Here is a 13,122-nt window from a genome sequence, read left to right as displayed (position 1 = left end):
AGGTGCGGGCACGTGGAAGGCGCGGCGGATTCTTGTCGGGGTTTCCGGGAGAAGTGGGGCCTGGCGGAGACTCGCGTCTTCCGGCGGAGATGCGGCCGTTCGCGTCGGCACCCACCGCCGTATTGCGGCTGCTTCGCGAGGCGGGGTGGCATGGTCGCGGCCTGCGGGGTGGCACGGTCACAGACCCCGGGGAGGCATTTGGGCACAGCGCGTAGGAACGGTGACGACGGGCGGAAATCCGGCGTGGGTCGCGGGGCATCAGAGGGAATGAACCGCATATGGCACCCCTTGCAACTCCCGTGCGCCGCGCCGGGCTTCTGGTCTTCCAGCCGATCAAGAGACGGAGCTGCTCGGCATGTCACCGCGGGCCACTGCCTCTGCTCGTCCTGGAGGAGGGTGCGCCACGTTGTCTCGACTGTGCCGACCTCGGGCATCTGGTATTTCTGCCGCGCGGTGACACGGCGTTGACGCGTAGGTCGCGGGAGGAGAGTGGGCTGTCGGCGGTGGTCGTGCGGTTCAACCGGCGCAGGAGTCGGTACGAGCGGCAGGGCGTCCTGGTCGAGGAGGAGGCGCTCGCCCGGGCCGAGGAGCGGTGCCTGGTGGACGCGGAGGCACGGCGGCGGCGACGGGTGCGGGACGCCGCGCGGCGGGCGGCGGAGGACCTGCGGTTCACAGCGGCGTTCGCGGCCGAGATACGGCGGCTGTTTCCCGGCTGCCCTCAGGAGCGGACGTGGGAGGTCGCGGCACATGCGTCCGTGCGCGGCAGCGGACGGGTGGGGCGGAGTGCGGCGGGACGGGCGCTGTCCGAGGGGGCGGTGACGTCGGCGGTCGTGGCGTCCGTGCGGCATGTGGACACGCCGTACGACCAACTGCTGATGAGCGGGGTTCCGCGACATGAGGCGCGGCGGCGGATCGCGGCGGTCGTGGAGGAGAGGCTGGGGGCTTGGCGGGCGGAGGTGGCTTGAGGTCGGGTGGGAGTGGGGGTGCGGTCGTTCGGCGCCTTCCCACTGCCGGTGAGCAGGTGTCGACGAGCCGGGGGTCGGCCGACGGCTCAGAGTGGGATCGGGCTCTGGACTCTCGCGTATGTCGTCGCGCGGATCGGCCATGGTCACTGATCTCGTACGGGGTTTCACTTGTGGTGACGGATGGTGCCGGGCAGGATCTCGGCCGACGCGGGAGTTGATGTTGAGATGGCGATCGACGGGCCGTACTTCGTGCTGACGGCGCTGGGTGTGGTGGGGACCGGGCTGGTGGCCGGGGTCTTCTGCGCGTTCTCGACCTTTGTGATGCGGGGGTTGGCCGCGCTGCCGCCCGCGCAGGGTGTCGCCGCGATGAAGGCGATCAACGTGGCCGCGCTGCGGCCGCCCTTCATGCTGGTGTTCATCGGCTCGGCCGTGCTGTGCGCGGTGATCGCGGTGGTGACGTTCGTGCTGTGGCCGGACGAGGGCACCGTGGAGTTGCTGCTGGGCAGCGGGCTGTATCTGTTCGGCTCGTTCGGGCTGACGATGGTCGCGAACGTGCCGCGCAACGACGCCCTGCTCAAACTGGACGCGGGCACTCCGGAGGCGGCCGCGTACTGGACGACGTATGTGCGCGAGTGGACCGCGTGGAATCACGTCCGCACGGTCGCCTCGGCCGCCGCGGCGGTGTCGTACGTGCTGGCCATCGCCTGAGGCAGCCCGTGCCATGCCGCACGGAACCCCGGGAGAAAGCGCTGTCCCGCACTCTGCGGGTGTGGCCGGAGGGACGTATCGTGGCCGAAAGAGTGCCGCCCGATGACGCACGGCCTGTCGCACGCGTATCTGAGGAAGACGGCCATGGCCGATCCCAAGGGTTTCATGACGACGCCCCGCGAGGAATGGCCCCGCAGGCCCATCGAGGAGCGGGTCCGGGACTGGGACGAGGTGTATGTCCCGGGGGCGTTGCTGCCCATCATCAGCAAGCAGGCCGACCGGTGTATGGACTGCGGGGTCCCGTTCTGCCACGAGGCGTGTCCGCTCGGGAATCTGATCCCCGAGTGGAACGACCTCGTCTCCCGGGAGGACTGGCGGGCGGCAGCCGACCGGCTGCACGCCACCAACAACTTCCCCGAGTTCACCGGCCGGTTGTGTCCGGCGCCCTGCGAGGCCGGCTGTGTGCTGGCCATCAACCAGCCCGCGGTCACCATCAAGAACGTCGAGTGCGCCATCGCCGACCGGGCCTGGGAGGAGGGGTTCGCGCCGCCGCGGCCGCCGGACCGGCTCTCCGGGCGGACGGTCGCGGTGATCGGCTCGGGGCCCACCGGGCTCGCCGCCGCACAGCAGCTGACCCGGGCGGGTCATACGGTCGTCGTGTACGAGAAGGACGACCGGCTGGGCGGGCTGATGCGGTACGGCATCCCCGCGTTCAAGATGGAGAAACGGCATCTGGAGCGGCGGCTGGAGCAGATGCGGGCCGAGGGCACGAAGTTCCGTACGTCGACGGCGGCCGGGCGGGACATCGGTGCCGCGGAGCTGCGGGCACGGTACGACGCCGTAGTGATCGCCACGGGAGCGACCGCGTGGCGAGAACTTACCGTGCCGGGGCGGGAGTTGGCCGGAATTCAGCAGGCCATGGAGTATCTGCCGCTGGCCAACCGGGTGTGCGAGGGGGATCTGGAGTCCTCGCCGATGTCGGCGGCCGGGAAGCATGTCGTCATCGTCGGTGGTGGTGACACCGGGGCGGACTGTCTGGGCACGGCGGTGCGAGAAGGCGCCGCGTCCGTCACGCAGTTGGACATCTACGCACAGCCCGGCGGCGAGCGGGACGACGACGCCGAGCCCTGGCCCACGTATCCGAAGATCTACCGGCTGTCGGCCGCGCACGAGGAGGCCGGTGAGCTGCGGACGGCGCCGGCGGCGGATGCGGACGCGCGGCTGTTCGCGGCGTCCACGCTCCGCTTCACCGGCGACGACAGTGGGCATGTGCGGTCGCTGCATCTGGTCGAGGTGGACGCGGAGCGGCGGCCGCTGTCGGGGACCGGGCGGGCGCTGCCCGTCGACCTCGTGCTGCTCGCGCTCGGCTTCTCCGGGCCCGATCGGGGAGACGGGCTCGTCGACCAGTTGGGGCTGGCGATGGAGCCTCGGGGCACGGTCGCACGGGATGCCGACTTCGCCACGAACGTCCCCGGTGTGTTCGCCGCCGGGGACGCTGCGCGGGGGCAGTCGTTGATCGTGTGGGCGATCGCGGAGGGACGGGCGGTGGCGGCGGCCGTCGACCGTCATCTGACGGGGAGTTCGCGGCTGCCGGCGCCGATCGGGCCGTATGACCGGCCGATGGTCGTGTAGAGGCTGGACCTGGGGTGCGGTTCAGGCGATCCGGCCGGGCGGCGCGAGTTGCGGGAGGCGCTCACCGGATATCTGGCACGCGCGCGTGGCGGGGTGGTTCTGGAGGACGACTACGACGGGGAGTTCCGCGACCGGCTCCTCTCGGGCGGAGACCCCGGCACCTGCGGGAACCCGTACCGTCCAGGGCGTCCACAACTTCCAGCCGGTCGACCCCGACGGAGAGCTGTGGCGGGGCGCCGCCCCCTCCCCCGCCGGGTACCGGGCGCTGGCGAGCATGGGCTTCACCACCGTCATCGACCTGCGCGCCGAGGACCTGAGCGCGGCCCAGCTCGCCGCACCCGGCAAGGCCGGGCTGAACGCCGTACACCTTCCCATCCGTGACGGGCAGACGCCGGCGCCCAAGCAGGTCCAGCATCTGCTCAGCATCGTCGCGAACGCGTCCGGGCCGGTGTTCGTGCACTGCGCCGCGGGAGCCGGCCGTACGGGCACGATGGCGGCGGCCTACCTCGTGCAGACCGGTGAGGAGTCGTCGACGCAGGCGGTCCGGCGCAACCTCGCGGTCGGACCGCCGTCGATCGAGCAGATCCACTACGGGCTGAACCTCAGCCCCGACAAGGCGGAGCAGCCGCCGGTGCCGGCGGTGGTCGTCAGCCGTCTGGTGGACGCGCCGCGTCGCATGGCTTCCCTGTTCTGAGCAACTCCCCAGCCTGCTACGGCTTACGCCCCACCGCCCCGTACCCGGGAATGACCCCGTCGTCCTGCCCGGGCACCGGCTCACCCAGCTCGGGGTGCCACTGATGCGGCAACTCGATGCCGGGCTCGACCAGTTCGAGACCGTCGAAGAAGCGGCCGAACTCCTCGCGTGAGCGCAGGGCCAGCGTCACGCCCGCGGCCCCCAGCTTCTCCACCGCCGCCTTCGACTCCTCCGGGGCGAAGTCGGCGGTGGCATGAGTGACCGTCAGGAAGCTGCCGGACGGCAGCTCGGACAGCAGCCGGCCGACCAGTTCGTGGGCGCCGTCCTCGTCCGGAACGAAGTGCAGCAGGGCCCCGGCGTGAGCGAGCACGGCTCGGTCGGGATGCCGGTGCCGACGTCCAGGAACTGCCGTATGCCGTGCTGGGCCAGCGCATCTGGCGGCCCATGGCCTCGTCGACCGGGTAGTTGTCCTTGCCGCCGAGATACCAGTCGTACATCCGCGCGGGATGCGGTCTGCCGGTGTCGATCTCGACGGCGTTGCGGCCGGTGTCCTGGCCGGTCATACGGCACCCCGTAAGCATGTGGGACAGAAAGTAATCAAGTCAGTACCAATTTAGGGAAGTTGATGAACCAAATCACAAGACAAAGTCAGGACAACAGGAAATCCGCCTCCCCCGCCTTCGCGCCCTCGATGAACGCCGTCATCTCGTCGGAGGTGTAGATCAGTGCCGGCCCGTCGGGGTCGGTGGACTGCCGTACGGCGATCCGGCCGTCGGCGAGCTTCATCGCTTCCAGGCAGTTGCCTCCATTGCCGCCGCTCCACGGCTTGTGCCAGCCCTCGCTGCCCAGCTCCCGGGCGGGCATGCCGTTGTAGATCCGCTCAGCGCGGATCCGCGGCCTGGGCTGGGACTTGATGCGTTCCATTCACAGCTCCTTGCGGAAATCCCGGAGGATCTCCTTCGTGCGATGTGCCGTAGCGGCCTGCGCCGCCATGCGGTCCATGACCTCGAGGTGGGTCGCCACCTCTTCACGCGCGTCGAGATAGACGGCGCCGGTCAGGTACTCGCTGTAGACCATGTCCGGGAGTTCGGGCATGGCAAATCGGAACAGCACGAAGGGCCCGTACGTGCCGGGGTGCGGCCCGCTGTAGAACGGGGCGACCTGAAGCGTCACGTTGGGCAGCTTCGTGACCTCGAGCAGCTTGTCGATCTGAGCACGCATCACCTCCGGGCCCCCGATGGGGCGACGCAGGGCGGTCTCATCCATCACCGCCCAGAAGCGAGGGGCGTCGGGACGGGTGAGCAGATCCTGGCGTTGCATGCGCAGCGCGACATGGCGCTCGATGTCCTCGGGCCGGGTCTGGCCGATGGCGCCCGATTTCAGGACCCCGAGGGCATAGTCCTCGGTCTGGAGCAGACCGGGGACGAAGTGCGGTTCGTAACCGCGGATCAGGGCGGCCGCGCCCTCCAGGCTGACGTACATGGAGAACCAGCCGGGCAGGATGTCGTGGAAGCGCTGCCACCAGCCGGGTTTGTTGGCCTCCTCGGCCAACTGCACGAAGGCGTCCGCCTCCTCCTCGGAGACGCCGTACGACTTCAGCAGCAGCTGGAGATACGGGATTTTGAGCCCGACCTCGGCCATCTCCATGCGGCGGACGGTGGCGGGGGCGACGCGGAGGACACGGGCGGCTTCCTCACGCTTGAGGCCCGCACGTTCCCGCAGGTCGAGGAGGCGCCGGCCGAGGACGACCTGGCCGACCGTCGGCGCGGACCGCGGCTCGCTCACGCTCCACCTCCACAAAAAAGAATCCTGACAGCCCGGCGGCGCCATTCGAAGACCTATTCGAAGATCTGGTCAGACCTGCGGTGGTCTCAAGTGGCGCCGCTCAACGTGCTGTTGCGAGCAGTGTGCCACGGCCCTCGACGGCGTCACACAGCACTCTGCAATTTTCAGAGTGACACTTGCCAAGTGTTCACGGCGGGGCGATAGTGGCAAGCGTGATTCCGTCCGCGCCTTTAGGAACAGACGCCGCCACAGGCCCTCTCGGGCTGGGCGGTGCCGCGGGAGTCGGTCCAGGTGGGGCCGCTGCCGAGCGCCGGTTCCGCTTCGAGCTGGCCGCACATCCGGGTTCTCCCGCACAGGCGAGACGTCTGACGCGCGCCCGGCTGACCGGCTGGTCGGTGGGTGAGGACACCTGCGACTCGGCGGTCCTGGTGGTCTCCGAGCTGGTCACCAACGCGATCGTGCACACCGCGAGCACCCACATAGTGTGCGAACTGCACGACGGCGAGGACCTGGTGCGCATAGCCGTCCGCGACGAGGGCTGCGCTCCGAGTGAGCCCCACCCGGCCTGCGGGCGGTCCGAGGAGGAGCACGGGAGGGGACTGTTCCTCGTCGACGCGCTGTGCCGGGCCTGGGGCGCCCAGGAACACGGCCTCGGCCTGCTGGTCTGGGCGGAACTGCCGCGCGAGACCCCCGAGGACATCCCGGGACCGCGCAACGACCTCGGCTGGGGAGCCCCTCCGAAGCCGGGCCCGTCCGGCGGCTCGACCGGCGGCGAGGAGAAGGCCGACCGGCACGAGAGGTGCGACGGACACGAAGCGCAACAGCGCCACGGCCTCACGGCGCGTCCCCACGACGGATACGGGGCGGGTGCCGAATGGCTGTAGGCGCTGGGTTCGGCGCCGGCCGGGCGCTGACCCTGGACACGCTGGTCCGCCTCCAACGCGGGCTGCACACCCCCAACGCACCCCGGCGGCTGCTCGTCCCCGAGGGCATGACCGCCCCCCTCGGCTGCGACGCGGTGGCGGTACCCGCCCGCCTCGGCCCGCTGGTGCTGCCCCGGCTGCCCCGCGTGGGCTGCGTCTACGCCGACGAGGCGCACTGGTGGTGGATCGTCCCGTCCGACTCCGACTACGCCCTGGAGTGGCCGGCCCCCGTGCGGTATGCCACGGGCGCGCTGATCCCGGACGCCCCGCAGGCGCCGGGCCTGATCCACCGGCCGGACGGCAAGCTGCCGTACACCCCGCCGATCCCGCTGTATCTGGCCCTGTGCCGGGTGACGGGCACGACCCCCGTCTGGTCGCGGTCGGTGACCGCGTAGGCACAGGGCGTACGCCCGCGCGCTCCTGCCTCTCTCGTCTGCGCTCTCCCCCGTAGGCATACGTCCCGCGATAGTGGCCGTCGTCCACGTCCGGGGGAGGTCCACGGTGGTCAGCAACAAGCGCGATGCGGAAAAACCCGGGGTCTCCGAGTCGGAGCAGCTGCTCTTCGGCGGCCCGCTGCGCTACGACATGGGCTGGAACCAGCATCGCGACGCGTTCCTGGAGCTGAACTTCCGCGCCATGGTGGCCCGGCTGCCCGGCATGCTGACATCCAGTTTCCGGCTGGCCTGGCAGGCCGACCGGCGGGCGGCGCGGACCGTACTGACCGCCGAGGTGAGCCGGGGCCTGGCGCAGGCGGTGAGTCTGCTCGCGGTCAACAATGTGCTGGGCCGGCTACTGTCGGGCGGCGCCATCGGGGACCGGCTGCGCGGTGCCGTGCCCGCGCTGGTCACGGTGGCCGCCGTGATGTTCGTATCGGCACTGCTGCGGGCGGCGTCCACGTATGCGACCGGGCGTCTTGAGCCGAAGGTGGAGCGGGTGGCCACCGAGCGGTATCTGGAACGGGCGGCGGCCGTGGAGCTGGCCGCGATCGAGGACCACACCTTCCACAAGCTGCTGGACACCGCCAAGTACGGCGCCCAGTCGGCCCGGCGCATGATCTCGTACAGCACCCGGGTGGTGAACGCGATGATCTCGCTGATCGCGGCGGCCGGCGTCCTGACCGTCCTGCATCCGGCCCTGCTGCCCCTCCTCGCGACGATGACGCTGCCGAGCGCGTGGAGTGCACTGACGAACGCACGGCGCCGGTACGAGTCGTTCCACATCTGGGTGCAGCACGTCCGTGCCGGGCACCTCATCAGCGAGCTGCTCACCGAGCCCGCCGCGGCACCGGAGATCCGGCTGCACGGTGTCGGCCCGTTCCTGCTGCGCCACTACCGGGCGATGGCGGAGACGGCGGAGGCGGAGCAGGCACGGCTGGCGCGGCTCGCGGCCCGTACGGGACTGTTCGCGGCGGCCTGGACGGGCCTCGCGATGGTGGCGACGTACGCCACGCTCGGCGGTCTGCTGCTCGCCGGGGCGATGGCCCTGTCGGTGGCGGGCACGGCCGTGATCGCCATCCGTACCGGTTCCTCCAGCCTCGACACCCTCGTCCTGGAGGTCAACGCGCTGCACGAGGAGGCGCTGTTCGTGGGCGATCTGCAACGGCTGTACGTCGAGGCGGCCGAACGGGCGATCCCGGTCGGCGGTGACGCCCTGCCCGAGGAACCACGCGAGATCCACTTCGAGAAGGTCACGTTCAGCTACCCGGGTGAGTCCACCCGCCCCGCCCTGGACGATGTCACGCTCACCATCCCGCTCGGCCGGATCGTGGCGCTCGTCGGCGAGAACGGCTCCGGCAAGACGACCCTGGTGAAGCTGCTCGCGGGCCTGTACATCCCGGACGGGGGCCGGATCCTGTGGGACGGCGTCGACGCGGCGGGCGCGGACCGGCACCAACTCGCCGAGCGCATCGCGATGGTGGCGCAGGACTTCAAGCGCTGGCCGTTCACGGCCCGGGTGAATGTGGCCGTCGGCCGCTCCTCCGCTCCCCTCACCGAGGAACGCATGGCCGCCTCCCTCGCCGAGGCCGGCGCCGAGGACGTGGTCGCCGACCTGCCGCGCGGCCTGGACACCCTGCTGGCCCGGCACTTCAGCGGCGGGCACGAGCTGTCCGGCGGCCAGTGGCAGCGGCTCGGGATCGCACGGGCGGCCTACCGGCGCGGCAACATCCTGATCGTCGACGAGCCGACGGCGGCCCTGGACGCGCGGGCCGAACTGGAGGTCTTCGAGAAGATCCGCGCCCTGGCCTCCACCGGCCAGACGGTCATCCTCATCACGCACCGACTGGCGTCCGTACGCCATGCGGACCTGGTGCACGTCCTCGACCAGGGCCGGCTCGTGGAGTCGGGCACACCCGACGAACTGCTCGCCACCGGCGGCGTCTACGCGGAGCTGTACTCCCTCCAGGCGGAACAGTTCACGACGCGGGTACCGAAGGCGAGCTAGGCGCTCCGCTGGATATGCGGTTCGCTTGCTGCGGGCCGGTGGGGGCTGGTCGCGCAGTTCCCCGCGCCCCTTACGGGGCGCTGTACCGCACCGTCACGCTGCGATGTCAGTGATGGCGTCGCCGCCCCGCACGATCACCAGGAACGTGTCCGTGGCGAGGTCCATCACGACCTCCGCGGGCAGGCCTTTCCGACGCTGCGCCTGTGCGAACTCCTCCGCCGGCCAGGAACCTCGCGGTCCACCTGCGGGAAAGCGCTCAAGCACTGTTCGCCCGTTCACCCTGCCACCTCCATGTAGCGCTGACTCATAGAGTTAAACGCCAAAGTCGGGGTGAACGCCTCGCGAAGTGACGGTACTGAGACATAGTTGACACTCGTCCACCGCAGAGCGTGAGGACTCGTTCACTAATTCGAAGCAACTGTCACTCTCTGCGTCAGTCTTCGTACTCGTCGTGATACCGAATGCGCTCACTGCCGGCAGGCGCACCGAGAGCGGACGCGCGTCCCTTGGGCTCCTCCCACTCCTCCTGCCTCCCCAGCGCGGTCAGATCCAGCAGGCTGGTGGTGGAGCCGAGCCCGTCGAGGCCTCGTTCATACGTCGAGTAGGTGTGGAAGACACGGTCGCGGTCCCGTAGGAAGCAGCTGACGCCGGGCCGCTCGGAGAGCTCCCCCTCGTGCTCCAGGGTCGCCTCGAAATCATGGTTGAAGTCGCTGCCGTACGACGAGTACCAGGGCAGCGTCCACCCCATCCGCGCCTTGAACGGCAGGATCTTCGTGTACGGCGCCCTGGAGACGGCCGCGAACGTCGTCCCGCGCGCGTGCAGATGCGCGAGATGGCCGATCTGGTCCAGGAAGCCCGAGCAGCTGCGGCAGCCGGCGTCCCACTCGGGCGCGAACATGAAGTGGTAGACGACGAGTTGGTACCGGCCCTCGAAGAGGTCCAACAGCGTGGCCTTGCCGTCGCCGCCCTCGAACACGTACTCCGTGTCGGCCTCGACCATGGGCATCCCGCGCCGCTGCGCGTTGAGCGTGTCCCGCGCGCGCGTGATGACCTTCTCCTTGATCAGCAGTTCCTCACGCGCCGCGCGCCACTGTTCGCGCGAGACAATCTCCGGAAGCGACATGGCTCCTCCTGTACAACGGTCCCGTTCTGGGTGGTGACCGGAGGGAAGCGCGGAACTCATCGCGGCTCGCGAAGATTTTTTTCTCGGTTTCTCAGTACGTCACCGGAAGCGCGACCAGACCCCGGGCGCGCAGCGAGGGCCGCCACCGCAACTCGCCCTCACCGAGCGCCAGTTCCGGGAACCGCTCCAACAGCGCGGCCAGGGCGATCTCGGTCTCGGCGCGGGCCAGCGGCGCCCCGAGGCAGTAGTGGATGCCATGACCGAGGGCGAGGTGGCCGGAGGCGTCGCGGCCGAGGTCGAGGCGGTCGGGGTCGGGGAAGCGGGCCGGATCGCGGTCCGCGGCGGACGGGGACACCCAGACCGTTTCGCCGGCGGGGACGGTGACGCCGCCGATGGTCACGTCCTCGACAGGGAAGCGGCGGATGGCGAGCAGGGCGGGACCTTCGTAGCGGAGGAACTCCTGTACTGCGCCAGGGAGTTGCGACATGTCCTTGCGCAGGTCGGCCAGTTGCTCGGGGTGTTGCAGCAGGGCGAGCACGGCGTTGCCGATGAGCTGCACCGTGTTCTCGTAGCCGGCGAAGAGGATGAGGAAGGCGAGGGACATCAGCTCGTCCTCGCTGAGCCGGTCGCCCTCATCGCGGACGGCGATCAGGTCGGAGAGCAGGTCGTCCGCGGGCTCGCGTCGCTTGTCCGCGAGGAGTTGGGTGAAGTAGCCGAGCATGGCCACCACCGCCTCCTTGGCGGCCTCGGGCCGTGCGGCCGGATCCGGGGCGACGAGTGTGTCGGTCCAGACGCGGAAGTCCAGGCGGTGCTGGTCCGGGATACCGAGCAGATCGCAGATGACGGTGATCGGCAGTGGCGCGGCGTAGGCGGCCACGAGGTCGGCGGTGCCGTGCGGGCCGAGCGCGTCGAGGAGTTGGTCGGCGGTGCGCCGGACAGGCGTACGCAGCTGCTCGATACGACGTGTGGTGAAGGCCCGGCCGACCAGGCGGCGGACGCGGGTGTGGTCGGGCGGGTCCATGTTGAGGAGGTTGGCGTCCAGCGCGGGCGGCAGCGAGAACCCCTTGTAGGTGCCCGCCGTGGCATGCCGCTTGTCCAGGGACAGCCGCGGATCGGCGAGGGCCGCGCGCACGTCGTCGTACCGGGTGACGAGCCACGCGGGAGTGCCGTCGGGGCCGGCGATACGGTGCACGGGCGCGGTGTCACGCAGGCGCCGGTAGACGTCGTACGGGTGGTCGATAAGGCCATCGGCGAGATCCATGCGGATCAGCCTAGGCAGGCTGGGCGCGCCCCGAAGGGGCGCGGGGAACTGCGCGCCCAGCCACGACGACGCCGCACACAACCGACAACCCATCGCGGCACCCCCAGCGGAGCGTTCACGTGTCGTACTCCTGGATCCGCTTGCCATGGCTCCGGTCCAGAAGCGCGGGCAGCCGCTCCCCCAACTCCCCTACGACACCCGGCACATCGAGGGTCAGCAGCTCGCGGTCGCGCATCAGGATCCGTCCGTCGACGATCGTCGTGCGGACGTCGGCGGAGCGGGCGCTGTGCACCAGGGTCGCGGCGAGGTCGTGGACGGGCTGGGTGTGCGGGCCGGTGAGGTCGACGAGGATGATGTCGGCGCGGCGGCCGGGGGCGATGCTGCCGACCGACTGCCCCAGCCCGACCGCCCGGGCGCTCTGGAGCGTGGCGTGGTGCAGGGCTTGACGGGCCGTCAGCCAGCGTGGGTCGCCCTCGGTCGACTTCTGGATGAGGGCGGTGAGCGCCATCGACTCCCATACGTCGAGGGAGTTGTTGGAGGCGGCGCCGTCCGTGGCGAGTCCGACGGGGATGCCGATGTCGTACAGCGCGCGGACAGGGGTGGTGTCGGGCCAGGCGAACTTGAGATAGCCGCGCGGTGCGGTCGCGACGGCGACACGTCCCGTGGCGCGCTCCAGGACGGGCAGGTCGCGGTCGAGGATGCCGGTGCCGTGGGCGATGAGGAGGTCGGTGTCGAGGAGCCCGGTGCCGGCGAGGACTTCGATGGGAGTACGGCCGTGGCGGGCGAGGCTGGTGTCGGCCTGGTCGCGGTTCTCGGAGGCGTGGATATGGACGGGGAGGCCGTGTTCGCGGGCGAGTGCTGCGGTGGCGGCGAGGTCGGTGTCGTCGACGGTGTAGGGGGCGTGCGGGGCGAGGGTGGTGGTGATACGGCCGCCGGCACCGCCCCTGTTCCGTAGCGCGAAATCCAGGGATTTCTCCCGCCCTTGAGGACCCTGGGAGGAGAAGAAGGCCTCACCGAGATGAGCCCTGATCCCGCATTCGTCGACGACGGCGGCGACCGCGTCCATGGCGAAGTAGTGGTCGGCGAAGCAGGTGACACCGCCGCGGATCATCTCGGCACAGGCGAGCCGCGCCCCCAACTCCACATCCTTCTCGGTGAGGTTGGACTCGACGGGCCAGACGACGTCGTTGAACCACTCGTCGGTCGGCAGGTCCTCGGCGACGCCGCGCAGGGCGACCATCGGGGCGTGCGTATGACAGTTGACGAGCCCGGGCATGGCGACCTGGCCGCGCGCGTCGATCCGTTCGCGGGCCGCCAGGCCGACGGCTTCGGCGGCGCTGGTCACAGCCTCGACGAGCCCGTCCCGAACGACGACGGCGGCATCTTCCTCGAACCCGATCCGCTCGTGATCGTCGTGCACGAGGACGGTGCACCCGGTGATGATGAGATCAGCTTCCGCGGGAGAAGGCGTCATTGGGCCAACGTACGACGGTGTCGTGCGCTGGCGTGAGCCGAACCGCGCATCCCGTCGCGACCCTGTCGCCGGGCGGCCCCGGGCCGTCACCCTGGCTACACCACAGCCGCCCACA

13 protein-coding genes and 1 pseudogene are annotated in these 13,122 nt (G+C 70.3%); 7 read left to right on the top strand and 7 right to left on the bottom strand.

From position 1 onward, the window contains the following. Positions 1-278 precede the first annotated feature (278 nt). From KCH87_RS19985 to KCH87_RS19970, 4 genes are all read left to right on the top strand, one after another. Entirely contained in the window at positions 279-965 is a 687-nt protein-coding gene (locus KCH87_RS19985; protein ID WP_210587524.1) for a DUF2293 domain-containing protein, read from the top strand. Between the two features lie 225 nt (positions 966-1,190). Further along, positions 1,191-1,673, top strand: a complete 483-nt coding sequence (locus KCH87_RS19980; protein WP_210587523.1) for a DUF1772 domain-containing protein — start codon at positions 1,191-1,193, stop codon at positions 1,671-1,673. Between the two features lie 144 nt (positions 1,674-1,817). Continuing rightward, positions 1,818-3,305, top strand: coding sequence for a glutamate synthase subunit beta (locus tag KCH87_RS19975; RefSeq protein ID WP_210587522.1), 1,488 nt, complete (start codon positions 1,818-1,820; stop codon positions 3,303-3,305). Positions 3,306-3,390: 85 nt separating this feature from the next. Beyond that, entirely contained in the window at positions 3,391-3,999 is a 609-nt protein-coding gene (locus tag KCH87_RS19970) for a dual specificity protein phosphatase family protein (protein ID WP_374199009.1), read from the top strand. Positions 4,000-4,015: 16 nt separating this feature from the next. Here KCH87_RS19970 and KCH87_RS19965 read toward each other — a convergent pair. From KCH87_RS19965 to KCH87_RS19955, 3 genes and pseudogenes are all read right to left on the bottom strand, one after another. Then, positions 4,016-4,562 (bottom strand): annotated as a pseudogene (locus KCH87_RS19965) (SAM-dependent methyltransferase). An 85-nt stretch (positions 4,563-4,647) separates the two neighbouring features. Continuing rightward, positions 4,648-4,923, bottom strand: a complete 276-nt coding sequence (locus KCH87_RS19960; RefSeq protein ID WP_210587520.1) for a DUF397 domain-containing protein — start codon at positions 4,921-4,923, stop codon at positions 4,648-4,650. Further along, the gene (locus tag KCH87_RS19955) at positions 4,924-5,784 is read right to left on the bottom strand and encodes a helix-turn-helix transcriptional regulator (RefSeq protein ID WP_210587519.1); all 861 of its coding nucleotides are present in this window, start codon (positions 5,782-5,784) and stop codon (positions 4,924-4,926) included. A 203-nt stretch (positions 5,785-5,987) separates the two neighbouring features. On the opposite strand from KCH87_RS19955, the gene KCH87_RS19950 reads away from it, so the two are divergent. The 3 genes from KCH87_RS19950 (at position 5,988) to KCH87_RS19940 (ending at position 9,149) form a co-directional block, all read left to right on the top strand. Beyond that, positions 5,988-6,668 (top strand): ATP-binding protein, encoded by a 681-nt coding sequence (locus KCH87_RS19950; RefSeq protein WP_210587518.1) that lies wholly within the window; start codon positions 5,988-5,990, stop codon positions 6,666-6,668. Further along, a complete protein-coding gene (locus tag KCH87_RS19945; RefSeq protein WP_210587517.1) occupies positions 6,659-7,102 on the top strand; it encodes a hypothetical protein in 444 nt (147 codons plus the stop codon). The genes KCH87_RS19950 and KCH87_RS19945 overlap by 10 nt, the downstream gene beginning before the upstream one ends. A gap of 190 nt (positions 7,103-7,292) precedes the next feature. Further along, positions 7,293-9,149 carry an ABC transporter ATP-binding protein gene (locus KCH87_RS19940; RefSeq protein WP_247196504.1) on the top strand — a complete coding sequence of 619 codons (1,857 nt, stop codon included), beginning with the start codon at positions 7,293-7,295 and terminating at the stop codon, positions 9,147-9,149. 93 nt (positions 9,150-9,242) lie between these two features. Here the strand turns inward: KCH87_RS19940 and KCH87_RS19935 are convergent, their stop codons facing one another. The 4 genes from KCH87_RS19935 to KCH87_RS19920 all read right to left on the bottom strand — a co-directional run bounded on the left by KCH87_RS19935 (position 9,243) and on the right by KCH87_RS19920 (position 13,007). Next, positions 9,243-9,428 (bottom strand): hypothetical protein, encoded by a 186-nt coding sequence (locus KCH87_RS19935; RefSeq protein ID WP_210587515.1) that lies wholly within the window; start codon positions 9,426-9,428, stop codon positions 9,243-9,245. A 154-nt stretch (positions 9,429-9,582) separates the two neighbouring features. Next, positions 9,583-10,272, bottom strand: a complete 690-nt coding sequence (locus tag KCH87_RS19930; RefSeq protein WP_210587514.1) for a DUF899 domain-containing protein — start codon at positions 10,270-10,272, stop codon at positions 9,583-9,585. A 91-nt stretch (positions 10,273-10,363) separates the two neighbouring features. Then, the gene (locus tag KCH87_RS19925; protein ID WP_210587513.1) at positions 10,364-11,533 is read right to left on the bottom strand and encodes a cytochrome P450; all 1,170 of its coding nucleotides are present in this window, start codon (positions 11,531-11,533) and stop codon (positions 10,364-10,366) included. 115 nt (positions 11,534-11,648) lie between these two features. After that, positions 11,649-13,007, bottom strand: coding sequence for an amidohydrolase (locus tag KCH87_RS19920; RefSeq protein WP_210587512.1), 1,359 nt, complete (start codon positions 13,005-13,007; stop codon positions 11,649-11,651). Positions 13,008-13,122: the final 115 nt, after the last annotated feature.

It is taken from the genome of Streptomyces sp. GESEQ-35, assembly GCF_017948485.1.
In the GTDB taxonomy this organism is placed as follows: Bacteria; Actinomycetota; Actinomycetes; order Streptomycetales; family Streptomycetaceae; genus Streptomyces.
The sequence above is the reverse complement of the archived record's forward strand: the minus strand, read 5'-3'. Positions and strand labels throughout refer to the sequence as shown.

What these genes read in the sequence shown, in the direction of transcription:
- KCH87_RS19925 (WP_210587513.1), bottom strand. Translation starts at nt 11,533, where the DNA reads ATGGATCTCGCCGATGGCCTTATCGACCACCCGTACGACGTCTACCGG.
- KCH87_RS19940 (WP_247196504.1), top strand. Translation starts at nt 7,293, where the DNA reads ATGGGCTGGAACCAGCATCGCGACGCGTTCCTGGAGCTGAACTTCCGC.
- KCH87_RS19975 (WP_210587522.1), top strand. Translation starts at nt 1,818, where the DNA reads ATGGCCGATCCCAAGGGTTTCATGACGACGCCCCGCGAGGAATGGCCC.
- KCH87_RS19980 (WP_210587523.1), top strand. Translation starts at nt 1,191, where the DNA reads ATGGCGATCGACGGGCCGTACTTCGTGCTGACGGCGCTGGGTGTGGTG.
- KCH87_RS19960 (WP_210587520.1), bottom strand. Translation starts at nt 4,923, where the DNA reads ATGGAACGCATCAAGTCCCAGCCCAGGCCGCGGATCCGCGCTGAGCGG.
- KCH87_RS19985 (WP_210587524.1), top strand. Translation starts at nt 279, where the DNA reads ATGGCACCCCTTGCAACTCCCGTGCGCCGCGCCGGGCTTCTGGTCTTC.
- KCH87_RS19945 (WP_210587517.1), top strand. Translation starts at nt 6,659, where the DNA reads ATGGCTGTAGGCGCTGGGTTCGGCGCCGGCCGGGCGCTGACCCTGGAC.
- KCH87_RS19920 (WP_210587512.1), bottom strand. Translation starts at nt 13,007, where the DNA reads ATGACGCCTTCTCCCGCGGAAGCTGATCTCATCATCACCGGGTGCACC.
- KCH87_RS19930 (WP_210587514.1), bottom strand. Translation starts at nt 10,272, where the DNA reads ATGTCGCTTCCGGAGATTGTCTCGCGCGAACAGTGGCGCGCGGCGCGT.